This is a genomic window from Legionella sp., assembly GCF_049790535.1.
GTDB lineage: Bacteria > Pseudomonadota > Gammaproteobacteria > Legionellales > Legionellaceae > Legionella.
Genome location: NZ_JBAQZB010000108.1, coordinates 1 through 23,620 on the forward strand (window position 1 = coordinate 1; position 23,620 = coordinate 23,620).

Consider the following 23,620-nt stretch of genomic DNA (forward strand, 5'->3'; position numbering starts at 1 on the left):
GTACAAAACGCAAAAGGCAATAGAGAAGTTAGTGTCAATTACCATGTAATTGGGATCATTCAAATCAACATAAGTACTGCGATATATTTTCTGTTGTTCGCCAAAATCAATTAATTTGGTGCCGTGATAACTTTGTCTTATCGCTCCATACCGACTGAGTTTTAAAATATTGCCGTTTTTGCAATCTACTACTAGGCCGCGAATGGCATCATGATAATTAAAGTTTAACTCTTTAATATGTGCAGGATAACCTTTTGTCTCAACCAAATGCTCTTTCACTAATTGGTAAACCAAAGACTCAAAATTTTCTGAATGATAACGAATCAAAGTATGATCCATATCCAAACCAATCAATTTGATTTTTTTCATGTTCAGAATGCGATTTACAAAGACTTTGCCTGTATTCATTAATCTAAAATCCACCTACTTAATTACTTATTCCGTTGTAAAAGAGATTTTTTACTTCAGCTGCGTTACACCTTCATTAGAAGCAACTAAAATAACATCTGCCACGCGGTGAGCAAATAATCCATTATCAACGACCCCGGGAATCTTGTTAATACGCTCTTCCAAATCCATAGGATCATTAATTGTTAAATTAAAAACATCAAGAATAATATTGCCATTGTCCGTAACAAAACCTTCTCGATATTCTGGATCGCCACCTAATTGTACTAATTGTCTTGCTACCATACTACGCGCGATAGGAATTACTTCAACAGCAACAGGAAATGCACCCAAACGTGACACTACTTTTGAGTCATCGACAATACAAATAAACTTTTTGGCTACCTGCGCTACGATCTTCTCACGAGTATGGGCACCGCCCCCCCCTTTAATCATCTCACCATGTGCCATCACCTCATCAGCGCCATCAATATAAAGGGGTAAATCATGCACCGAATTTAAATCCAGCACCGGTATGCCTGCCGTACGTAACAATACTTCAGTGGCTTTGGAGCTGGGAACACACCCATCGATTCGGTGCTTAATCGCCGCTAATTCCTTAATAAAAAAATTAACGGTGGAACCAGTTCCTATGCCCACTACAGTTTCATGTTCTATGTAATCCAAGGCAGCTTTCGCAGCCTTAACTTTTAAATCACTTATCACAAATTATACTCCCTTCTTTGTCTTACTACCTCATACAAAGAAACACCGGTAGCCACTGAGACGTTCAAACTGTCTACGCTACCCAACATTGGCAAAGAAAATAAACCATCACAATGCTCACGCGTCAAACGACGCAAACCCTCACCCTCTGCTCCCATTACAAGAGCTATGGTTCCTATGCACTCTGTTTGATACAAAGAATGCTCCGCTTCACCTGCAGCACCATAAATCCACACTCCGAGTTCTTTTAAAGTTTCCATGCTTCTCACTAAATTAGTCACACGCACCAAAGGCACTGATTCAGTAGCTCCGCAGGCAACTTTACTCACTACAGGTGTAATATTGGCACTTTTATCTTTGGGAATTATTACAAAATCGACACCTGTGGCATCAGCAGTACGTAAACACGCCCCAAGATTATGTGGATCGGTAATTCCATCAAGAATCAAAATCAAACTTGGGTTGTTGCTAGATTCCAATAAAGCTCGCAGATGCGACTCATTATAGTCAGGCAATGCAGAGGCAGTGGCAAGGATGCCTTGATGGGTAAAATCTGCAAAGCGTTGATTCATTTGCTGTGTACTGAGTTTTTCGACACTAATTCCTGAGTCAATAGCCTTATCTACTAAATTTTGCACACGCTTATCCAGCCGATCCTGACTGACAAAAAGCTTCTTCGTTGTTCGATGAGGATTTGCTAATAAGGCGGAAACAGCGTGTACCCCATAAACAAATTGCTCACTCATTACTTGCTATATCCTCTGTCGGTTCAAAATCTATTTTACGCTCATCTAAATCAACGCGTGCAACTAAAACATTCATCTTATCACCCAAACGATAAATCTGACCACTGCGAATACCCATCAGTCGATGTTTTACAGAATCAAAATTGTAGTAATCATTGCTTAAAGAGGTCACGTGTACTAAACCTTCAACATAAATTTCATCAAGCTCAACAAAAATTCCAAAACTGGTTACTGCTGAAATTCGTCCGCTAAATACTTGCCCCAATTTATCTTGCATGTATTCACACTTCAGCCAGGCTACTACTTCTCGGGTTGCTTCATCTGCACGACGCTCGGTCATAGAAGAGTGTTTTCCTAGACGATTCATGTCCTCATGAGTATAACTAAACTCATAAACTGGCTGATTATCCAGCAAATGGCCTATAGCTCGATGAATTAATAAATCAGGATAACGACGAATTGGTGACGTAAAATGAGTGTATGCAGAATAAGCCAAACCAAAATGACCTGCATTTGCCTCCACATACTGTGCTTGTTTCAAAGAACGTAACATGACTGTTTCAATTAAATGTTTATCTGGCCGGTCGCCAATAGCACTCATAGTGCGCTGGAAATCTTTGGGTCCAGGCTTTTTACCTCCACTTAATTGCAAGCCTAATTCGCCTAAAAATTGTCTTAATGCAGTGATTTTGTCTTCTTCAGGGGCTGCGTGCACCCGATACAATGTAGGAATTTCTGCTTTTTCTAAAAAACGAGCCGTAGCAACATTAGCGGCCAACATGCATTCTTCAATTAATTTATGCGCCTGATTACGAATTACTGGAACAATACATTTAATCTTTTTATGCTCATCGAATTCAATGCGTGTTTCGGTGGTCTCAAAATCCATAGCACCACGAGTTTTACGCGTGGCCACTAATACATGATACAAGTCATTGAGTGATTGCAAGGTAGGCCATAAAGAAACATGCTGTTCATCACTTGCACCTTGCTCAATCCAAGAACCAACCTGGGTATAGGTTAAACGAGCATGAGAATGAATGACTGCACGATAAAAACGTGAACGTGTAATTTTACCTTCATTACTTATGGCTACTTCTGCGACCATACACAAACGATCCACATGCGGATTAAGAGAACATAACCCATTAGATAAGGCTTCTGGCAGCATAGGAATGACCTTGCCGGGAAAGTAAACCGAATTACCACGACGCGCTGCTTCTTTGTCTAGGGGAGAATCCTGTTTTACGTAATTGCTAACATCAGCAATAGCGACATACAGTTGAAAACCACCTTTAGGTTTTTTATAACAATACACCGCATCATCAAAATCTTTAGCATCCTCCCCATCGATAGTAACAAAGGGAAGATTGCGTAAATCGGTACGCCCTTTAATTTGCTCCTCAGTGACCTGTTGCGAAATTTTAGCAACCTCAAGACTAACGTCCTTTGGCCATTCAAAGGGTATACTATGAGCATGAATAGCTACTTGAATTTCCATACCTGGAGCCATATGATCACCCAGCACATGAATGATTCGGCCGATAGCTTGTGCTCGTTTATTCGGAAAAGAAATTAATTCAACCAAAACCATTTGACCATTGCGCGCCCCATTAACAAACTCCTGAGGAATGGAAATATCTTGCGTCAGACGTTTGCTGTCAGGTAAGACAAAAGACACTCCATGCTCTGTAAAAAAACGGCCAACAATTGAGACATTAGCGTGTTCAAGAATCTCCTGAATTTTAGCTTCGGGTCTACCTCGACGATCTACTCCTACTTTATAAGCAAGCACCACATCGCCATGCATCACTGCCCGCATTTCTTTAGCAGACAAAAAAAGATCGTCATCACCACCGCCATCCGGAATAAAAAAACCAAAACCATCAGGATGCCCTTGCACGGTGCCACGCAATAAATTGATTTTTTGTATGAGACAGAAGCGGCCTCGCCTATCCTGCATAATTTGTCCATCACGCAGCATTGCTTTGAGTCGAAATCCCATCGTCTCATGCTTCTCTTCACTTAAATGCAATTGCTCAAATAAATGGGAACGCGACATTGGTTTACCGTATTCATTGAGGATGTCCATAATGAATTCACGACTGGGAATTGGATCGGCGTATTTTTCACTTTCCCGTTCATAGTAGGGATCTTTTGATTTTTTACTCACCGTTCACCACGTTATTTTTTATTATCATAGTATTACTTAAACCTAATTTATTCTGTTCTACCACTTATCTTGACAAGTAGCAATGGATAATTTAGATCAATCAAATTCTAAGCAACGCTAGGCTTGCCCAGACTGTGATTAGTCAGGAAGTGTAAATCCACGAGCGCCTAAAGCTGCGGTTAATGCGGATAAAGACATATTTTCTGCAGCCCAGAACGCTCCTTTAGTGTTCTCAGGAAATTTAACTTTGTCCCATTGACACACAGCGATAGCCCCTTCGCAAGGAATTTGCTGCTCATGTCCTGGCCTTGATTCAATACAATTTAAAACAAATGGGCCTTTATCCAGAAATAAAGCCGACCAATACTCACCTTGCAGACGAGTACTCCAACCTGCGCTGACGCTTGGGTCAGCTACTGGATGCGTAATCCATAGATCTATTGTCGTAAGATTATGGATGAAGACTAAAGTATTTTTTTTAGCCTCTAAGGTTACTTCCTCCCCCTGCACCCGCACCGCTTGACAACCTATAGGTAAGGTAGATTCAGCCGCCATAATCATTGATGAGAATAGCAAAAAAGAAACAGCTATTAAAATATTCACATTATTTCTCCCAAAGATTAGTGCAGTAGATATATATCTGTTTTTCAGAATTATATAATTAGCAGGTATTGCTTACTAGCATTAGTTGTTAAAATGGTTAATACAGAACTAATTAGGAAACATACTCCATGCATATCTGGGTAGATGCAGATGCTTGTCCCAAAATGATTAAAGAGATTTTATATCGCGCAGCCATTCGCACAAAAACCTCGCTAATACTCGTAGCCAACTCACTACTTACTTATCCCTCTTCACCATTTATTCGCTCAATCCGGGTAGAAAAAGGGTTTGACCGCGCCGATCAGTATATTGTAATGCAGGTAAAAGCCCATGATTTAGTTATTACCGCAGACATCCCTTTAGCAGCTGAGGTTGTCAACAAACACGCTCTAGCAATTAATCCTCGCGGAGAGCTTTACACAGACAACAACATCCGACAGCGTTTGAACATCCGTGACATTAACGAACAGTTACGTGCTGTTGGGCAAAATATTAGTGGACCTAGCATTTTAAGTATTAAAGAAAAAACAGCTTTTGCTAATACCCTGGATCGCTGCTTGGCTAAAAAAGCATAAGAACCATCATGCAAATCAATAAACTCTTCTGTCTGATTAACGTCTTCCCCAAATTAGACCATCAACAGGCACTTTTTTTGCGATTGGTGCTCCATGTATTCCTATTTGTTTGTTATGTTATAACAAGATCACACACAGGTGACGCTTACATTCGTAACATTTGAAGTAGAAATCGTCCCTGTGCCATTTGTTACTGTACACGTTTGGCTTACCGGCTGCGTAAATACAGTGACATTATAGTTAGTACTAGTTAGGGCAGAGCTGGGAAAAACAAAAGTGCCATTAGCAGTAAGTGGCAAATTATCTCCACCATTGTTCTGAAGAGTAACAGTTTGGAGAGCATTAAGACCAGAAACAGTACCACCTATGCTATATAAAGAACCAAAGGTAGCCACTAATAAATTACTTACCGAATGAATATTCGTGAAGAGTCCTGTACTTCCTGCAAACCCAAAAAAAACTGCATCTGGGAGTGGTACTCCTGTTAAAGTATTTAAATTTAAATTCGAATTAATTATAATATTATTACGAGATACACTCATTATTCCAGCAGCTGAGATTGAAACCATATATACATTACGTCCGAAATTTACATTGACAATCTGACTCCTGGGTGTAGATGAAATACAGTTATTGCCACAAGATAGTATTGGAGTTAATGTACTCGGTGTGTTAAGCAACAGATTATTATTGCTTGTTGGCCCTCTTATACCGATACTATTTGGAACATTTGGTGCTATTGCGCTTGCTGAGGAAAATTGACCAAATTCATCAAAACCAACTCCAATATAACCACCTACAATTCCTGCACCGGAATAGTTCCAGTTATTACCATAGCCCAATCCGCCCCCATAGGGACCAAGAACAGTTGGAACGCCATTTGCCTCATTAATTAGGAAAAAAGAGAATCCGTCAGCGAAGTTGGTGGGTCCCCCAGCATAAGAATAGGCTACAAATTGGATTGTAAGACCTTGACTCATGCTAAATAAAGATTGGAACACAATACCACCTTCCTGATTGCCTATGGCTTGTGTTAGTAACAAGACACCTTGTCCAGGGCTATCTGGCGTAAGGCCATTGTAACCACCTTGTTGTCCGGCAGGACAAGCAGGAATAGTTCCAGTATTATTCCCTGCAGTAAGACACGCAGAATTCGCTACTCCCAGATATCCAGCTGGCAAAACCCATGGTAAGTCTGTTGATTCGCCTGTAAAGGGCTCGTCGTAAGGTAAATTTAATGTACATACCACATTTACATTAGTGATATCGCTTCCCGCAAGTGACCCGGAACCATTAGTTACTGTACAGATGATTTCTATTGACTGAGTTAATACTGTTACATCGTAGGGAGAGCCATTTAGTAGGGTCCCCGGAAAAGTAAACGTTCCATCCGTGTTCAGGGTTAAGTCATTTGTCCCATTATTTTGCAACACCACCATCTGACCACTGTTAAGACCATGAACTGTCCCCCCTATTGTATAAAAGCCAGTTTGAATACAATTAACATCAACATTAGTCACATTGGCACCCGCAAGCGTATCTGAACCATTGGTTACGGTACAGAGTTGACCTGAGGGTTGAGTCAATACAGTTACATTGTAGGCAGAGCCATTTATCAGAGCAGTGGGAAAAGTAAATGCGCCATTCACAGTCAAAGTTAAATTGTCTCCCCCATTATTTTGCAACACAACTGTCTGCGTGTTATTTAGACCAGTAAGTGTTCCACCCACAGTATAACTGGCAGTCTGAATACAGCTAACCACAACACTTGTCACATCGGAACCTATAACCGTTCCCGAACCATTGAATACACTGCAGTGTTGGCCTGAAGGTTGCGTCAACACAGTTACCACATAGGTAGAACCACTCAATAAGGGGGTACTAAAAGTAAATGCGCCATTCGCAGTCAAAGTTAAATTATCTCCCCCATTATTTTGCAACACAACATCCTGATGATTATTAAGACCGGAAAGATTGCCTCCTATCGTGTGAGAATTCGACAAGCATGTTACTGTAATATTGGTGACATCGGCATTACTTATCGTACCGACACCATTATTCACCGTACATGTTTCTCCTATAGGATGTGTAAGGACTGTTACATTATAGGGAGTGCCTGCAATATAATCAGCAGCAAATGTGAATGGACCATCAGTACTGATCGATAAATTAAGACCCATATTATTCTGTAACACTACAGTTCCATGAAGACCGTTACTGTTAACGCCGCTAACTGTACCACCCACGGTGTATACATTTTCTGTAACCTTCACATAAATATTATCGCGCAGTTTAGGTCTGTAGCATTGTAAGGGAAGTCCTTGCTCGCAAACGATTGGACCATCGAAGAAAGCATCCGTTACCTGAGACCCATTCACTTGCAATGATAAAATACATGAGGCTCCTTTAGTGGGGAGGGGAAATACATGATTACAAACACCTGCACCTGTGGTAATTTGGGAAATACCTTTCATTGGCGACATAATTAACGTATGAAATTTTTCGGATTGATTCGTCACAGTGTACTGAATTATCGCAGTACGATTGACTGGAACTGAAATATTTGTAGGCGTTAGCGGTGTAAATGTCCATACCGGAATCCTTGCACTAACCAAAGCGCTCACAGAAAAAAGCACCACACTTAATAAAATGGTGACTATTTTACTATTAATATTTCTCATTGGTATATCCTTATTACATTAAATTTAAAGCAACCCTTCTTCTTGATAAACGTTTGCTATTTATCGCCTTGATTTGATGAATAACAGGTTAATTTTTAATTTAAAACCGTAGTATAATGTGTTCATTTTTAACTCAAAACAGACAAATTCACATTGTAACTTTTTACAGGAAACATTTGTTAATGTAAATATCAATTTTAGTAATAAGAAAGGTTAAATGATTTAACCACCAAAACGCGTTAAAGTAGATAACAAAAGAAAATATCTTTGCTGCGATCTGTAAATACTATTTGCTAATTTTGCAAACTAAAGCAAAAATTAGTAGCTTCCACTGCTTTTTTAGCGTTAAAATTGTACTATTTTTATATTAACAGGATAAAACATGACAGAGATTATTCACACTTCATCAATCACCAAATTACATAAACAGTGCATAATGCACTGGAAATCTTCCGAAATAGAATATCAATATCAAAATTTTTATCGCTTGGTGGAAGAGAATCATTCTTTTAATTACCAGCTCTGGTATGCTGAGGATAGAGCACGCCGTGATGATAAAGGTCATGAATTTGTTTACCACGCCAAGCGAGAAATAGACCAATGTAACCAATCACGCAATAACCGTATGGAGGCTATGGATACTTGGCTTTTTAATCTATTGCAACCTGCAACTTTAACTCAATGTCCAGTGAACTCTGAATCTCCTGGCATGATAATCGACAGGTTATCTATTTTATCCTTGAAATCATACCACATGGAATTACAAACTGAGCGTCAGGATGTTAACGAGGCACACCGAAAAAATTGTCAGGATAAATTAACAATTATTCAACATCAATTAGAACAATTATCCCTTTGCTTAGAACAATTTCTTAATGAAATAGAGAAAAAAAAACGTACTTTTAGAATTTATCATCAATTCAAAATGTACAACGATCCAACTTTAAATCCAGAGCTATACGCAAATCAAGTACAGGACGCCTGAACAACAAGGGAGGGCTTAATAAATTCTGTTTTGAGTGGATTAAATATACTCCAATAACGTAAAAATGATGAATTTGAGGGCGGCAGTTTAGACGGATTTTTATCAGTGGATGATTTTCCCTGGATCCCAGTTTGCAAAGAGTCCGCTGCACTTGTATCATCAACATCAGCTTTGTTCTTACTCAACTTAAATCCTCGTGCAAAAGCCCTTAACGCTAAAACAATTGAAAATAATGCGGCACTAATAATTACTATTATCATCCTGGCTGATGATTCATGATCAGTGGGATCAATATTATGTAGCGGAGTACTCACAAAAATAGCGAAATTATTCCCTTTAGAAAGACCGGAAAAGAAAGAACGCAAGACTTCAAACCACTCTTGAAAATTATTTTTTGGAAGAGGAGTAGTGAGTGCAGCTAAAGGGTCTTTAAACTCTTTTGCAGGCAAAAACTCAGGATCTACTGCTGCCCTTATGTTATTTTTCATCTCAACAAGATGGCGAAATGGCTCATCCTCTTCCTTCTTCAAACTCTGCATACGGCGGGAATGAGCGTTGATGTTGTATGCGCCGACACCAATAATGAGCACCAATCCAGATAGAATACAGGCAATTAATAAAGCCGGGGGGAAAACCGTTGCGTTTACATACAACACAGCAGTGAACATAAATAAAAAACTAGCTAACACGCCATAAGCAAATAACCCATTCTTCATTCCTAGTAAACCAGCAGTTAGAGGGGAATCCATAGTTTGACTTTTTAATAAAAGATGCAATTCATCAAAACGACCAATGAGATTGGCAACCTTCATTTTCAAATCAGCGATCTCAACGGAGCATTCCTCATCCTTCGTTGCTTTATTTTGCAATGCTTGCAAGTTTGCATAGGTAGTTTCCAATTCTTTGGATACTAATATTAATTTACAATTAGTTTGAGAAATAAACAATTTCAATTGATTGTCATATTCTTCGTAAACTCGTGAAATAACACAAACCAGAATATAAAAGGCACTCACTGCCACCATAGCAAGGAACATGGCAGGAGGTAATATTGACAAGCTGACAAGTCCAGCATAAAGGTATAGACCATCAATGAATCCTCCCATTCCCGATGCTATCAAGGAGAAAATTCGCTTTTCACTACTTTGATAGCGAATTTGTTCTTCAAATTCAAGATCCTTGCCCCTTAAAATTAACTCATGACGTTCCGCATTTAATACAGAAATTTTTTTAAGCGCATCTAAAAAATTCTCATTTTGTGCAATCATTTTCTTACATTCATCTCTTGCAGCACGTATCCAGATTCGATTGACAGAGGCAAGAACACCCAGAGCTAATCCTAAAGGTATAATCATGAATTTTAAATCGGCGCCCCCACTAAGCGGACTCAAAATCTGGACTGCAGTTTTCCAGCCTTTATAGGCATTTTTCATGCCTTTCATTACATCGCGAAAATAAGGCCAGCACCACACTATCAAACGTTTAATGTCATCATTTTGTTTTTTACCATCATAGTAACTGGCCAAAAAGGAGAAAGTGACTAAAAAAAGCGCCTCGCCGGTAATGACAATAACTCCCTCAGGCGACAGCATCAATTCGCGCATTAAAACAGGATCATTAGTGTTGGAAATAAATACTTCGAAAAAGTATTTAAACATACTGTAAGAGGAACTCAGAGAATCTAAGACATTATAAGCGTGATAAATGTAACGCTCTTTATTGAGCTTTTTAGCAAGAAGCCGCTGTTGCGTATCAATGCGACCAGCAATTGCCAGTAGAAAAACCAACTTTCTATGTTCTATCGATGAACCTTCTCCACTGTTATGAAGCATGCTTTCACGCAGGGACCATCAGTTAAGATGGTAGGTATTGTATGGTTTATTCTAAATGATGTCAATAATCAATTCATCCTGAATCAATAGAATACAATTATAACTGCCATCAATAATCATATCACAAATCAGTAGTACAAAAAATATTTCTTGAAATTCACTGACAGACTGTGACTCGGGAAATAAACCTGCTACGATGTTGTACCAAAAGCTTGAAATAATTATATTTTTAAATAATTATAGCGTTCATTGACATATACAACTTAGGAAAGAGGATTAAATGAGGCTTATATTTGCTCTTTTTATTTTTGTAATGACTGGACCCCTTATGGCAACTAATGCGGCACAAATTTATGGTTATATTGAAAAAATTTCTTTTCCGAATAAAAACCTTACTTTATCTGCGAAATTGGATACGGGCGCAAAATCAGCATCATTACATGCAATAAATATTAAGGAAATTACAGTTAAAGGAGTGCCTTACCTACGCTTCACTGTTCCCACGAAAAATGGTGATTACACTTTTGAAGGTGAATACAAAGGTAGAGTAAAAATTAAAGTGCGCGCTGGTGAAAACAGTTCGGAAGTATTACCTCATGCTCCAATCAAACGTCCAGTAGTACTTCTTAATTTGCAACTTGGTGATCAAATTAGAACAATCAAAGTTAATTTAACAAATCGTAAGCGTTTTCTCTATCCTTTATTGTTAGGTAGAGATGCAATTATTGCATTTAATGGCGCCATTGATCCCGCTCTTACTTTTACCATTAAAACTAAGCACAGTAAGAATAATGAAAAATAATTCGCGTCATATTTATGGTCTTATCATCACATTATTTATTTTGGGAACAGGTATCTTCCTCTATCGACATTTGGTACTTGATGTGCCGTTAACTGATACAGAAACAATTAATAGCTGGATGATTGAATCCAATTTGCGTTTTGTTGCTGATCCCAATGCACCAATTAAAGCCAGTTTTAACATCCCTTATTTACCTCCCCATTTTGCAATTCTCGATGAATATTTTGTATCCAGAAATTATGGTGTAACTACGAATTTAAATGGCAATAACCGTGAAACAGTTTGGTCAATTCGACGTGCTCATGGCACACAATCATTATATTACAGAGCTATTTTTCGCCAGACTGATGGCAATGAATCGCCATTAGGTCTCCCCTCTGCTATCAGATCACAACCTTTGAATGAAAGTCAAAAATCAGCGATTGAAACCATTACCCAGCGGGTAAGACAATCTTCTGCGGATATAAAAACATTTGCCCAAAGCACTATTAAAGAGTTAAACAAACAAGAGGGTGATGCAAAACTGTTAACTGGCAATGAATTCAACGAAGAGCACATAATCGATTCAGCAATTTTAATCCTGAATCAATCTAAAATCTCCGCTATCCCTGTTAAAGGAATTTATTTATCCCAACAAAACAAAGCGGAACTGAAATTTATTTTAGCTGTTTTTAATGGCCAAAACTGGATTTACATTAATCCAAAAACTGGTGGCGCCGGATTACCTAAAAATTTTCTCATCTGGCAATACGGCAATGAGCCTGTCTTTAATATTGTTGGCGGCAAAAAACCCTCTTTCACCTTAACTGTATCACCTACCCCAATTAATGCCTTAAGCATTGCTAAATCCCGAGGACTGCAATCTGATTCACAACTTTTACGTTTTTCGCTACTGCAACTGCCAGTAAATGTACAAGCAATTTATAAAGTTTTATTAACTGTACCCATTGGTGCCTTCATTATTTTAATTCTTCGCAATTTTATTGGCCTTAAAACCTTTGGTACTTTTATGCCGGTATTAATCGCTTTAGCTTTCAGAGAAACTCATGTAATTTGGGGAATCTCTCTTTTTGTCACTATCGTATCCTTTGGACTCTTGGCTCGTTTTTATTTAGATCAATTGCGCTTGCTCCTGGTGCCCAGGCTCACAGCCATTCTCACAGTAGTCATTTTATTGATGATCTTCATTAGTGTAATCGGACAAAATCTCGGCCTTGATGCCGGTTTATCAGTTGCCCTCTTCCCAATGGTCATTTTAACAATGACTATAGAACGTATGTGCATCACTTGGGATGAACGTGGCGCTGCAGAAGCAATTAAATCAGGTGTTGGCAGCTTAGTTGCTGCAGTTATCTCTTATTGGGCGATGAGTTATGAGCCACTGCAATATTTGATCTTTGCCTTCCCAGAATTACTGTTAGTTCTTTTAGCGTTAATTTTATGGTTCGGCCAATATCGTGGCTATCGCTTATTTGAATTAAAACGCTTTAAAGCTTTTGCGAGCCGAAAATGATTAGTCTGTTTCGTCGTTTAAAAGACCATGGAATATTAAGTATCAATCAACGTAATACAGATTTTGTGCTTCGTTATAACCCGAGAAAGTTATTTCCGTTGGTAGACGATAAGCTTAAAACTAAAAAACTGGCGCAACAAGCTGGAATTGCCATTCCGCCATTATATGAAATCATAGAAACAGAGCAACAGATTAAAACAATTGAAACACTTTTAGAACCCTATAACGATTTTGTCATTAAGCCCGCTCGCGGTTCAGGCGGTGATGGTATTTTAGTTTTTAAAGACAAAGTATATGGTCGCTATCGGCAAATCAATGGCAAATTAACAACTACTCAAGAATTGAGTTATCATCTATCGTGTTTATTATCAGGAGCTTATAGCCTCGGAGGCTCTTCGGATTATGCAATTATTGAAAAACGCGTAGTAGTAGATCCTATCTTTGCTGAAGTTAGTTATGAAGGTATTCCAGATATCCGTATTATTTCTTTATTAGGCTATCCTGCTATGGCTATGGTAAGACTACCTACGCGATTATCTGGTGGTAAAGCCAACTTGCACCAAGGAGCTATTGGTGTTGGTGTTGATCTGGCTACCGGAAAAACTTTAGGGGGGGTCTTTCATAATGATATGATTGATTATCATCCAGATACCCTAAACGCCATTGTAGGTATTAAAGTGCCTTATTGGAATCAAATCCTAGAAATTGCTTCCAACTGTTATGAGTTAACTGGTTTAGGTTATCTTGGAATTGATATCGTCCTGGATAAAGACCAAGGTCCTTTAATGCTTGAACTGAACGCTCGACCAGGCTTAAATATTCAAATCGCAAATCGTGAAGGTGGTTTAAAACGCTATCGAACAATTGAAGCGCGTCATCAAAAATATCCTAAGGAAACGGTAACAGAAAAAGTGGCTTTTTCTCGTGAAAGCTTTGCTCGTTGAAATTGATGTTATTATTCAGCAGTCCCACAAGCATGCTGTATAAATAAACGCTTAAGGGGTATACATTCATTACAAAAGCCCAGACCCAGTCCACGTAAAGTAACTACTGGAGCAAAAGAATTACTGAATAAACGCTTAAATCCTTCCATCAAAGCAATTATTTGCCATACAGCGTATTTTCGTTCACGTTGATAAGCAGCCAACGCCTTTTTAGAGATTAAAGAGCCTTTAGTTGCATCCAGGCATTTAACCCAGGAACATACATCCGCAAGGCCTACATTTAAACCAAGACCGGCAAGTGGGTGAATGGTATGTGCTGTATCACCAAGCAATAACCAACGAGCTCCGACATATTGTTTGACGTGCCGCATTTGTAATGGAAATTGATGTCGTGCACCGATTATGCTGACCTGGCCTAATTTTTTAGCAAATGCCTTAGTTATGGCCTCGTTAAATTTTTCCTCAGAAAATTCCATTAATTGTGAAACGCGTATAGGATCTATTGACCATACTATAGAACATTGGTGATCATCAACCAGCGGTAAAAAAGCTAAAGGACCATCGGGATTAAATACTTGATATGCAGTATGATTGTGTGTTTTTTCAACAGCAACTGTAGTCACTAATGCATGCTGTTTATAAGACCAATGAGTTAACTCCACATTAAGTTTTTGTCGCACTGAAGAATTTGCACCATCAGCAACCATTAATAACTTCCCTTCCCACACCTGCTGTTGGTTACTAACACATACCCCATCAGCTACACTGTGCACCTCATCTACATTACATTCAGGGAATAAACTAATTTTTGGCTGCTTAGCAATTTGCCGCAATAATGCCTGTTTGAGCGCTGATTCTTCAATTATCACCCCTAAATGCGGAGCAGCAACGTAACGGGAATCAAAATCAATATGCATACCATTGCTTGCATCCCAGACATGCATCTGAGTGTATGGCGAGACACGTTGTAAATCCAAATGTTGCCAAACATCTAATTGCTGCAAGAAAATTTGTGATGCTTTATTGATCGCATAGACACGGGAATCAGGATAAGAGTTATTGACATCTAAAGTACCTGCATCAATCACGGCCACATTATAACCGCGGTGTGTCATAGCTAAAGCGGCTGTTAATCCTACACTTCCACCACCAATTACCAATACGTTAAACTTCAGGTTCATTTTATTTATCTCTGCACCACTCAAGTCAATTATTTTTCAGTTAAGGCAATACCACAAACTAAATCAGGAATAGCCCCACCAAAACCACGCGTGTAACGAGCTAAAAGATTTTTTAACGTGGGGATATTATCTAAAGCAACTAACCCTAACCCACGAATTAAACCTAATCCAGGTAAACGACTAGTAAATACACTAATTAAATTATCGGTCAAGCTTGTAATTATTTTTTGATCGTGTGCTCTTAATTGAACATATTGTCGCAACATTTCGGCATTTAATCCCTGCCTAGCAATACATTGTGCCAAAGTAGCTACATCCCTGAGCCCCAAATTAAATCCTTGGCCTGCTACAGGGTGTAATGTATGAGCTGCATTACCTACAAATACCACTGGTCCTTTAACTTGTTGAGACATCAACACTTGCTGTAAAGGATATGAAAAACGCTTGCCTGCTGTAGCAAAACGCCCTAATCGATAACCAAAAGCTTGTTGTAGTTTACTCAAAAATTTTGTATCGGATAAACACATTAATTGTTCCGCTTTATTAGGATGCACCGCCCAAACTAAAGACATGCGCTTCTCTTGCATCGGTAACAATGCCAAAGGACCTTCTGTAGTAAAGCGCTCGTAAGCACGTCCACCATGGGATCTCACTAAACCAATATTAGTAACAATTGCCTGTTGCACATACATCTTGGTTTGCACAGGCAAAGCACAGAGCCGGCGCACTACAGAATGAGAACCATCTGCAGCAACAATTAAACGAGCTTTAATGTTCATCACCTCAGCATCAGTAGTAATAGTGACAGAGTGCATTGCCAAATCCATTGTCTGTACTGTTGCAGGGGCTAAAACTTGTTGGGGCTCTAATAATTGATGCAAGGCACGATTAATGTATTGCATTTCAACAACATAACCTAAGGGAGCATTTGGCTCACCATGTAAACGTGATACACCAAAATGATGCTGATCTGAAACATGGATTAAATCAATAGGTGTCGCATACGCTTGTAGATGCTCCCAAACACCCAGCATGCTTAAGATATGCCGACTGGCCGGTGAGAGCGCTAAAGAACGTGCATCAAAATCAGGAGTTATCTTATTTTCTAAATGATCAGCATCTACCAATAAAGTGGTAAACCCTAATCCTTGCAAAGCAAGCATTAACGTTGCCCCAGTCAACCCCCCACCGACAATCAGTATATCTATTTCTTTATTAATCACGCATTAATACCTCAATATCAGATACTTCAACCGGTAAAGCTGCGGTTAACACTTCATGTCCATCCTCCGTCACCACCACATCATCTTCAATACGTACGCCAATGCCCCACCAGCGCTTATCAACATCAGGAATGTGCGAGCTAATATATAATCCTGGCTCAACAGTCAAAACCATTCGCGGCTCTAGGATGCGCCATTCCCCATTAATTTTATAAAAACCACTATCATGAACATCCAAACCTAACCAATGACCTGAATTATGCATATAAAACGGTTTGTATGCTTCATTGACTAGTAACTCATCTACATCACCTTGCAAAATACCTAATTCACATAAACCAGCAGTTAAAATACGTGTCATAATTTGTTGTACTGCGTTCCAAGGAAGGCCTGGCTTAATTGCGGCAATTCCTGCTTTTTGAGACTTAAGGACTAATTCATAAATCATTTTTTGTTCTGAGCTGAACGTACCACTTACAGGCAATGTTCTAGTGATATCCGCCGCATAATTTTCATATTCACCACCCGCATCGATGAGCACTAAATCCCCTTGCCGTAGTGGTTGATTATTTTGTGTGTAATGCAAAATACAGGTATTATCTCCAGCCCCTACAATAGGATCATAAGCAACACTGCGACAACCTTGACGACTCAATTCATAAATTAGCTCTGCTTCTAACTCATATTCATGCTGTAAATGCTTGCATTGATGTAGTGCACGTAGGTGTGCATCTACCGAAATAGATGCCGCTCGACGCATTAAATCCAGCTCCGCATTACTTTTAAATAAACGCATTTCACCAATAATAGGTTCTAAATCACACAAACAATCAGGGGCCTTGATACCATGTCGAACATGAGCTTTGAGGACCATCAAAGCATTCATAATTATTTTTTCTAATTCAGGGTTACGTGCTACTGCATAATAAATTACTGATTTTCCAATTAATAAATTGGGCAACTCTTTAGCAATACTGCTTACTGGAAATGCCGCTTGCATCCCTAATTCGGTAAGCGCTCCATCTTGTCCTAAACATTTCCCCGTCCATTGCTCTTGCGTGGGATTAGGTTGACGACTAAATAAAATACTTTGTTCTTCCTGACCTGCGATCAGTACCAATAAGGCATCTGGTTCATTAAAGCCTGTTAAATAATAAAAATTACTATCCTGACGAAAACGATAATGCGCATCACCATTACGTAAAATCTCATGAGCGGCAGAAATAATCGCGACGCCGTCCTCAGGCAATTGTTGTGCTAATTTTGTTCTCCTTGCCTTATATTCTTGCTGAGTAATCATATAAAAATCCTTATTAGTGTGTTAGATCAACACCACAGCGCGCTTTTTCATGGAGTTTTAAATCATTATGCAAACGAATTACAGCCATGCGGGCGTATTCACTGACCTCCATTAATGCTCGTTCATCGTCTTCATTAACATCTACAGTATCACAATCAAGTTCTGCAAATTCAATTAGATGCTGCAATGCATCCTGAGCTTCCTCTTCATAAAATTGATCAATACTTACACCCGATAGCATTAATGCTTGAATAAATCCCTCACACCACTCACTAAAAGCCTGTGCCCGAACAATTAATGGTTCGTATTCACCAGGCAGCATCATTTGAAACCCCAAATCGAAGTGGTTAATTTGGTGTTGGCTAATCGAAAAAACTTCAAACATAGCCAAAATCGCATCACGACTTTGCATATCTTTTTTATTATTTAATAAAGCACGTAAATAGGATTCTCCTTGTATGTCAGCACCGGCACATAGATAACCACACATCATTCCATGCAATGAACTGGCAGATGAAGACAATGATAAAAAAACAATTGCATCCACAAAATCATTGTATTCAGGTAAGGACATATGTTCATTTTCTGCAGCCATAGTTACCTCATTTATAAAAAATGATTTATGATAACCCATTTGGAGCTGCGGTTCATCTCACTATTTGCTGCTTGCAAACAAAATTGATACTATTTGCCCCAGATCCATGTAGATGTAAAGGCCTTATCATGACCCAGATGAAATCGTGCGTTATTAAACTATTCAACAAATCGTATACAATTAAATGTCCTGAAGGTGAAGAGGCCAATTTATTACTTGCGGCAGAAAAGCTAAATAACCAAATAATGATCAATAAACAAAAAACAAAGCAACTCGATAATTTTCACTCTTTATTACTTTCCGCGCTGGATATTAGTCATGAACTCGTACTGCGTAAAAGTCAACAGGAACAACAACATCACCATGTAACCCAATTTATTACCTCATTGGAAAATAAAATTAATAAGATGGTTCATGGTGAAATGGAACATACGTCAACAAAAGATGATTTATTATAATCATTATTAAATAAGCAATAGATTAAATCTAAAATGCTAACAATTATTTCGTCCCAAAACACTATGGATTACAAAAATTGTGCGACTTAACTAATATCACTTCCACTTAATATTACAACCAATACTCGGCTTTTGCTCTGTACTCACTGGTTTTCCAGCAAGAATGCAATCTAAAGCATCTTGCAAACATGCTCCAGTAAGTGGCTTATTATTTCCTGGGGTTGATTCATCCAAACAGCCCCGATACACACAAAACAAGTCTTTGTCAAAAATATAAAAATCAGGCGTGCATGATGCTTGATAGGCTTGAGCAACGGTTTGACTTTCATCGTATAAATAAGGAAATGAATAATTAAATTGTTCCGCTTCAAGACGCATCTTTTCTGGGCCATCTGCAGGATATTTTTCCACATCATTAGAACTGATAGCGATGAACTCAATCCCTTTCGGCTGGTATATTTCTGCCAATTCAACAAGTTTAGGCTGAACATGTTTTACATAGGGGCAATGATTGGACAAAAACATAATTACAGTAGCAATCGACGATTTATGCTTTGCCAACGAGATCAATTGGTCAGTGCGTGTATCGATTAAAGTAAAATCAGGTGCCTTGCTACCCAGTGGAAGCATCTTAGATGGGGTTGCTACCATAATATTCCTCATTAAATTAAAATAATTCGTAGTCATTTATTTGGATTTTGGCCGAAAATTCATTGAAATGATATAAATTTTTACAACACAAAACCTCCTACATTAACAAAATAATATTATAAAACAATCTATCTTGACTTTGATCAGCATGAAAATGTTATAATCATTACTAACCCGATGGCAAGTGATTTTCGAACCAATGCTAATAGCACGGGGAGCATTTTAATTTGGCCTTGTGCAAGCCCATCCTGGAGTGGGAAGCCTGAACCAACTTATCCGCTACCCACTTGAACCTCAGGGTTCAAAATCCATGTTTGTCGGGCTACCTTTTATCAATTGGTCTTTCAATAATAAATATCGATCTCGAACCTTGGCCGCTGTCTCAAATTCCATATTTTTTGCATGCAAATACATTTGTTTTTCTAAAGTATTAATGTGTTTTACTAATTCCTGCGTTGACAAATGTGTGTATTCTGGTGCCGATTCAGCCACAATATTTTTACGTTTGCCAATGTAAGCCCCCTCCATAATATCGGTAATGGACTTATTAATCCCTTTAGGTATGATACCATGAGCTTCGTTAAATGATTTTTGCTTGTCACGTCGACGATTGGTCTCATCCAGAGCCCTTTGCATGGAGCCAGTGATTTTGTCTGCATAAAGAATAGCACGCCCTGCCGCATTACGTGCAGCACGCCCGATGGTTTGAATTAAAGAACGATCAGATCGTAGAAAACCTTCCTTATCCGCATCCAGAATGGCAACTAAAGCCACTTCCGGCATATCCAAACCTTCACGCAATAAATTAATTCCCACCAAAACATCAAATACACCCAAGCGTAAATCACGAATAATTTCTACCCGCTCTACAGTATCTATGTCTGAATGCAAATAACGAACTTTAATTCCATGCTCATTTAAATAATCTGTTAAATCTTCAGCCATACGCTTGGTCAATGTGGTCACCAATACACGCCCCCCTTGCTGAATTACCAGGCGTGTTTCCGACATTAAATCATCAACTTGTGTGCGCACAGAACGAATTTCAACCTCAGGATCAACTAAACCTGTGGGACGTACTACTTGTTCAACCACGTTATCCGCATGCTCTTGCTCATAAGAACCTGGCGTAGCAGAAATATAAATGGTCTGTGGTGAACGATCTTCAAATTCCTCGAAACGTAAAGGCCTATTATCCAAAGCAGAAGGAAGTCTAAAACCGTATTGCACCAAATTTTCCTTACGTGAGCGATCTCCTTTGTACATGCCGCCAATTTGCGGCACCGTCACATGAGACTCGTCAATAATCAGCAATGCTTCATCAGGTAAATAATCAAATAAAGTCGGCGGAGCTTCTCCGGTATTACGTGCTGATAAGTAGCGGGAATAATTTTCAATACCCGAACAATAACCAAGCTCCAGCATCATTTCAATATCAAAATAAGTACGTTGTTCTAAACGCTGTGCTTCAACTAATTTATTTTGAGCCTTAAAGTTAGCTAAACGATCTTGTAACTCTTCTTTTACCCAATCAATTGTTTGTAAAATACGTTCACGAGGGGTCACATAATGTGTTTTAGGAAAAATGGTAACCCGAGGCAGGCGCTGCGTAACTTCGCCGGTTAACGGATCAAATTGGGCAATATTTTCTATTTCATCATCAAATAATTCAATGCGAATAGCTTCTCGTTCAGAATCTGCAGGGAAAATGTCAATTACATCACCATGTACACGGAACTGTCCTCGTTCTAAAGACATATTAGTGCGTGTGTATTGCATTTCGGCAAGACGTTGCAAAATTTTACGTTGTCCAGTGTGTTCCCCACGAGAAAGATGTAATACCATACGCAAATAGGAATCAGGATCCCCCAAGCCATAAATTGCAGAAACAGTTGCGACAATAATCGCATCTTTACGCTCAATTAGTGCTTTGGTTGCAGACAAACGCATTTGCTCTATGTGTTCATTAATGGATGAATCTTTTTCGATAAAGGTATCAGAAGAAGGCACATAAGCTTCGGGCTGATAATAATCATAGTAGGAAACAAAATATTCTACTGCATTATCAGGAAAATAAGCTTTAAATTCACCGTAAAGTTGTGCGGCTAAAGTTTTGTTGGGTGCCATAATCAAAGTAGGTCTTCGCATAGCCTGAATCACATGGGCTATGGTAAAAGTCTTACCAGAACCAGTAACCCCCAAAAGAGTTTGTTTGGCTAAACCTGATCTTAAGCCATCAATTAATGAGGCAATGGCAGTTGGCTGATCTCCAGCCGGCTGATAATTAGAGTAAATTTTGAACAAATCTTTCATAATGTACTAAGTATATCTCATAGGAGCAATAAATGGATATTTCATTAGCAAAACGTGTGCAAAAAGTTAAACCCTCCCCCACTCTAGCAGTAGCAGCAAAGGCTACCCAAATGCGTGCCCAGGGCCAAAACGTAATTAACTTAGGAACAGGCGAGCCAGATTTTGATACCCCATCTTACATTAAAGAAGCAGCCATTATTGCCATCAATCAAGGCTACACCAAATATACTGCGGTAGACGGTATCACAGAATTAAAAGATGCCGTTAAAAATAAATTTAAAAGAGATAATAGCCTAGAGTATCAACTCAACCAAATTTTAGTCTCTGTTGGCGGGAAACAAAGCTGTTACAACCTCTGCCAAGCCTTGTTGAATCCCGGTGATGAGGTGATTATTCCAGCACCTTATTGGGTTTCTTATCCCGATATGGTTTTATTAGCGGATGGAGTTCCAGTCATTATTTCAACCACCCCCGCTCAACGTTATAAAATTAATGCACAACAATTGGAAAAAGCCATTACACCTAAAACGCGAATGATCTTTCTCAATAGCCCATCAAATCCATCAGGGATAGCATACACTTTAGATGAATTAAAGTCATTAGGCAAAGTGCTGAAAAAACACCCTAAGATTATTATTGCGACCGATGATATGTATGAATATATTCTTTGGAGTCAACCTTTTGTAAACATTTTGAACGCATGTCCTGAATTATATGACAGAACTGTAGTATTAAATGGTGTTTCTAAAGCATACGCCATGACGGGATGGCGTATAGGTTACGCTGCAGGCCCAAGCTCACTAATGAATGCGATGAAAACTATCCAATCACAATCCACTTCAAATCCTTGCTCTATCGCACAAAGAGCTGCTGTAGCCGCTTTAAATGGCGATAATGAAGAGGTTTCAGCGATGGTCAAAGCCTTTCATCAACGACACGATTATGTAGCAGATCGATTATTAAGCATACCTAAAATTGAAGTTATCCCAGCTGACGGTACTTTTTATATTTTCCCCAATGTCCAAAAAATTATAGAACATCATGGCTATACCAATGACATTGAGTTTTCAGAAAAACTATTAAGTGAGGCAGGTGTTGCCTTAGTACCAGGCTCAGCTTTTGGTAATGAAGGCTGCATCCGCCTATCTTTTGCAACCAGCATGGATATTTTAAGTGATGCATTAAACAGGCTACAGCATTTTTGCAAATAATCCACTCTATTCACAATCATAACCCGGATTAAAATGTACCGTCTCCCGGGTTACAAATTCCCTTTTCTTACTGGTATAAAAAATAAAGTGAAAAACCCATACCAAAAGAAATAAACAGAAAAAATATTAGCAAAAATTATTATAAATATTCTTGACCCCCAGGAAAAATCGTTTTAAGATTCGTCCACATTCCCCGGTAGCTCAGCCGGTAGAGCGGATGACTGTTAATCATTAGGTCACAAGTTCGAGTCTTGTCCGGGGAGCCAATTAGGACGATGTGGTAAGTTTAGGAAGACATCAAAGGGTTTCCGTGGCTTAAATCATGAGCTTTCGATGCTAGCGCAAATATAGTTGATAGAGATTTATTAAAACCATCATCTGCTTCAGTTAATCTTTGCAGCCTAACTTCAACATTGTGCCTTTCAGCTTGAAGACCAGTGATCATTTCATCGTATTCTTCTTTTGAGACCTGAGCATCCAAAAACAGCTCTCTAGCCCTTTTTATTCGAGTTTGAATGGTTTGATACTGCTTTTGTAACTTGTTGCTTTCTTGAATCTGATGGGCTCATCCCCATTTCCGGGGGCACAAATAATGGCTCATCCCCATTTCCGGGGGCACAAATAATCAAGAACACAAAACTTTAACTCTTAACCTGTAATTTTCAAAATTTCTAAATCCATAAGCACGACGTTGAATGAGTTTCATCTTACGATGGAACCC

At 38.9% G+C, this 23,620-nt stretch carries 21 protein-coding genes, 1 tRNA gene, 1 other RNA gene and 1 pseudogene; 9 read left to right on the top strand and 15 right to left on the bottom strand.

The window, feature by feature from the left end; translation table 11 throughout:
- From WA877_RS06420 to WA877_RS06440, 5 genes are all read right to left on the bottom strand, one after another.
- A partial coding sequence (locus WA877_RS06420; protein ID WP_425170098.1) for a 5'-nucleotidase domain-containing protein occupies window positions 1-408 on the bottom strand: 408 nt, incomplete at its 3' end.
- 51 nt (window positions 409-459) lie between these two features.
- Window positions 460-1,110, bottom strand: coding sequence for a ribose-5-phosphate isomerase RpiA (gene rpiA / locus WA877_RS06425; RefSeq protein ID WP_425170116.1), 651 nt, complete (start codon window positions 1,108-1,110; stop codon window positions 460-462).
- Entirely contained in the window at window positions 1,110-1,859 is a 750-nt protein-coding gene (gene rlmB / locus WA877_RS06430) for a 23S rRNA (guanosine(2251)-2'-O)-methyltransferase RlmB (RefSeq protein WP_425170099.1), read from the bottom strand. The genes rpiA and rlmB overlap by 1 nt, the downstream gene beginning before the upstream one ends.
- Window positions 1,852-4,032: a ribonuclease R gene (gene rnr, locus WA877_RS06435; protein ID WP_425170100.1), complete on the bottom strand. Its 2,181-nt coding sequence runs from the start codon at window positions 4,030-4,032 to the stop codon at window positions 1,852-1,854. Before rnr ends, rlmB begins: the two co-directional genes overlap by 8 nt.
- A 138-nt stretch (window positions 4,033-4,170) precedes the next feature.
- Window positions 4,171-4,593, bottom strand: coding sequence for a hypothetical protein (locus WA877_RS06440; RefSeq protein ID WP_425170117.1), 423 nt, complete (start codon window positions 4,591-4,593; stop codon window positions 4,171-4,173).
- Window positions 4,594-4,763: 170 nt separating this feature from the next.
- Here WA877_RS06440 and WA877_RS06445 point away from each other — a divergent pair, with 170 nt between their 5' ends.
- Window positions 4,764-5,210 (top strand): YaiI/YqxD family protein, encoded by a 447-nt coding sequence (locus tag WA877_RS06445; RefSeq protein WP_425170101.1) that lies wholly within the window; start codon window positions 4,764-4,766, stop codon window positions 5,208-5,210.
- 128 nt (window positions 5,211-5,338) lie between these two features.
- Here the strand turns inward: WA877_RS06445 and WA877_RS06450 are convergent, their stop codons facing one another.
- Complete coding sequence (locus tag WA877_RS06450; RefSeq protein WP_425170102.1) at window positions 5,339-7,891, bottom strand: lectin-like domain-containing protein; 2,553 nt, start codon at window positions 7,889-7,891, stop codon at window positions 5,339-5,341.
- A gap of 382 nt (window positions 7,892-8,273) precedes the next feature.
- Between WA877_RS06450 and WA877_RS06455 the strand changes: the two genes are divergently transcribed.
- Window positions 8,274-8,876, top strand: coding sequence for a DUF4254 domain-containing protein (locus tag WA877_RS06455; protein WP_425170103.1), 603 nt, complete (start codon window positions 8,274-8,276; stop codon window positions 8,874-8,876).
- On the opposite strand, the gene WA877_RS06460 is transcribed toward WA877_RS06455, so the two are convergent.
- Window positions 8,858-10,708 (bottom strand): hypothetical protein, encoded by a 1,851-nt coding sequence (locus WA877_RS06460; RefSeq protein ID WP_425170104.1) that lies wholly within the window; start codon window positions 10,706-10,708, stop codon window positions 8,858-8,860. The genes WA877_RS06455 and WA877_RS06460 overlap by 19 nt on opposite strands.
- 280 nt (window positions 10,709-10,988) lie before the next feature.
- On the opposite strand from WA877_RS06460, the gene WA877_RS06465 reads away from it, so the two are divergent.
- From WA877_RS06465 to WA877_RS06475, 3 genes are read left to right on the top strand one after another with little or no spacing between them, the layout of a single operon-like run.
- Window positions 10,989-11,510, top strand: a complete 522-nt coding sequence (locus WA877_RS06465; protein WP_425170105.1) for an ATP-dependent zinc protease — start codon at window positions 10,989-10,991, stop codon at window positions 11,508-11,510.
- Window positions 11,500-13,023, top strand: coding sequence for an inactive transglutaminase family protein (locus tag WA877_RS06470; RefSeq protein ID WP_425170106.1), 1,524 nt, complete (start codon window positions 11,500-11,502; stop codon window positions 13,021-13,023). Before WA877_RS06465 ends, WA877_RS06470 begins: the two co-directional genes overlap by 11 nt.
- Window positions 13,020-13,967, top strand: coding sequence for an alpha-L-glutamate ligase-like protein (locus WA877_RS06475; RefSeq protein ID WP_425170107.1), 948 nt, complete (start codon window positions 13,020-13,022; stop codon window positions 13,965-13,967). The genes WA877_RS06470 and WA877_RS06475 overlap by 4 nt, the downstream gene beginning before the upstream one ends.
- A gap of 11 nt (window positions 13,968-13,978) precedes the next feature.
- On the opposite strand, the gene WA877_RS06480 is transcribed toward WA877_RS06475, so the two are convergent.
- From WA877_RS06480 to WA877_RS06495, 4 genes are read right to left on the bottom strand one after another with little or no spacing between them, the layout of a single operon-like run.
- The gene (locus tag WA877_RS06480; protein WP_425170108.1) at window positions 13,979-15,148 is read right to left on the bottom strand and encodes an FAD-dependent monooxygenase; all 1,170 of its coding nucleotides are present in this window, start codon (window positions 15,146-15,148) and stop codon (window positions 13,979-13,981) included.
- A gap of 29 nt (window positions 15,149-15,177) precedes the next feature.
- Window positions 15,178-16,371, bottom strand: coding sequence for a 2-octaprenyl-6-methoxyphenyl hydroxylase (gene ubiH / locus WA877_RS06485; protein ID WP_425170109.1), 1,194 nt, complete (start codon window positions 16,369-16,371; stop codon window positions 15,178-15,180).
- Window positions 16,364-17,671: a Xaa-Pro aminopeptidase gene (gene pepP / locus WA877_RS06490; protein ID WP_425170110.1), complete on the bottom strand. Its 1,308-nt coding sequence runs from the start codon at window positions 17,669-17,671 to the stop codon at window positions 16,364-16,366. The genes ubiH and pepP overlap by 8 nt, the downstream gene beginning before the upstream one ends.
- A gap of 13 nt (window positions 17,672-17,684) precedes the next feature.
- Window positions 17,685-18,266 (bottom strand): UPF0149 family protein, encoded by a 582-nt coding sequence (locus WA877_RS06495; RefSeq protein WP_425170111.1) that lies wholly within the window; start codon window positions 18,264-18,266, stop codon window positions 17,685-17,687.
- 128 nt (window positions 18,267-18,394) lie between these two features.
- On the opposite strand from WA877_RS06495, the gene WA877_RS06500 reads away from it, so the two are divergent.
- Window positions 18,395-18,724, top strand: coding sequence for a cell division protein ZapA (locus tag WA877_RS06500; protein ID WP_425170112.1), 330 nt, complete (start codon window positions 18,395-18,397; stop codon window positions 18,722-18,724).
- Between the two features lie 96 nt (window positions 18,725-18,820).
- Here the strand turns inward: WA877_RS06500 and WA877_RS06505 are convergent, their stop codons facing one another.
- Window positions 18,821-19,375 carry a thioredoxin family protein gene (locus WA877_RS06505; RefSeq protein WP_425170113.1) on the bottom strand — a complete coding sequence of 185 codons (555 nt, stop codon included), beginning with the start codon at window positions 19,373-19,375 and terminating at the stop codon, window positions 18,821-18,823.
- Between the two features lie 168 nt (window positions 19,376-19,543).
- Here WA877_RS06505 and ssrS point away from each other — a divergent pair.
- Window positions 19,544-19,703: non-coding RNA, 6S RNA (gene ssrS / locus WA877_RS06510), on the top strand.
- Here the strand turns inward: ssrS and uvrB are convergent.
- A pseudogene (gene uvrB, locus WA877_RS06515) lies at window positions 19,703-21,688 on the bottom strand (excinuclease ABC subunit UvrB); the annotation flags it as partial. The gene ssrS and the pseudogene uvrB overlap by 1 nt on opposite strands.
- Window positions 21,689-21,720: 32 nt before the next feature.
- Between uvrB and WA877_RS06520 the strand changes: the two are divergent.
- Both WA877_RS06520 and WA877_RS06525 read left to right on the top strand, forming a co-directional pair.
- Window positions 21,721-22,899 carry a pyridoxal phosphate-dependent aminotransferase gene (locus WA877_RS06520; RefSeq protein WP_425170114.1) on the top strand — a complete coding sequence of 393 codons (1,179 nt, stop codon included), beginning with the start codon at window positions 21,721-21,723 and terminating at the stop codon, window positions 22,897-22,899.
- 190 nt (window positions 22,900-23,089) lie between these two features.
- A tRNA-Asn gene (locus tag WA877_RS06525) sits at window positions 23,090-23,165 on the top strand.
- A 20-nt stretch (window positions 23,166-23,185) separates the two neighbouring features.
- Here the strand turns inward: WA877_RS06525 and WA877_RS06530 are convergent.
- Together WA877_RS06530 and WA877_RS06535 are read right to left on the bottom strand one after the other, a co-directional pair.
- The gene (locus WA877_RS06530; protein WP_425170115.1) at window positions 23,186-23,380 is read right to left on the bottom strand and encodes a hypothetical protein; all 195 of its coding nucleotides are present in this window, start codon (window positions 23,378-23,380) and stop codon (window positions 23,186-23,188) included.
- Between the two features lie 144 nt (window positions 23,381-23,524).
- The coding region (locus WA877_RS06535) for a transposase (RefSeq protein WP_136627894.1) at window positions 23,525-23,620 on the bottom strand (96 nt) is incomplete at its 5' end.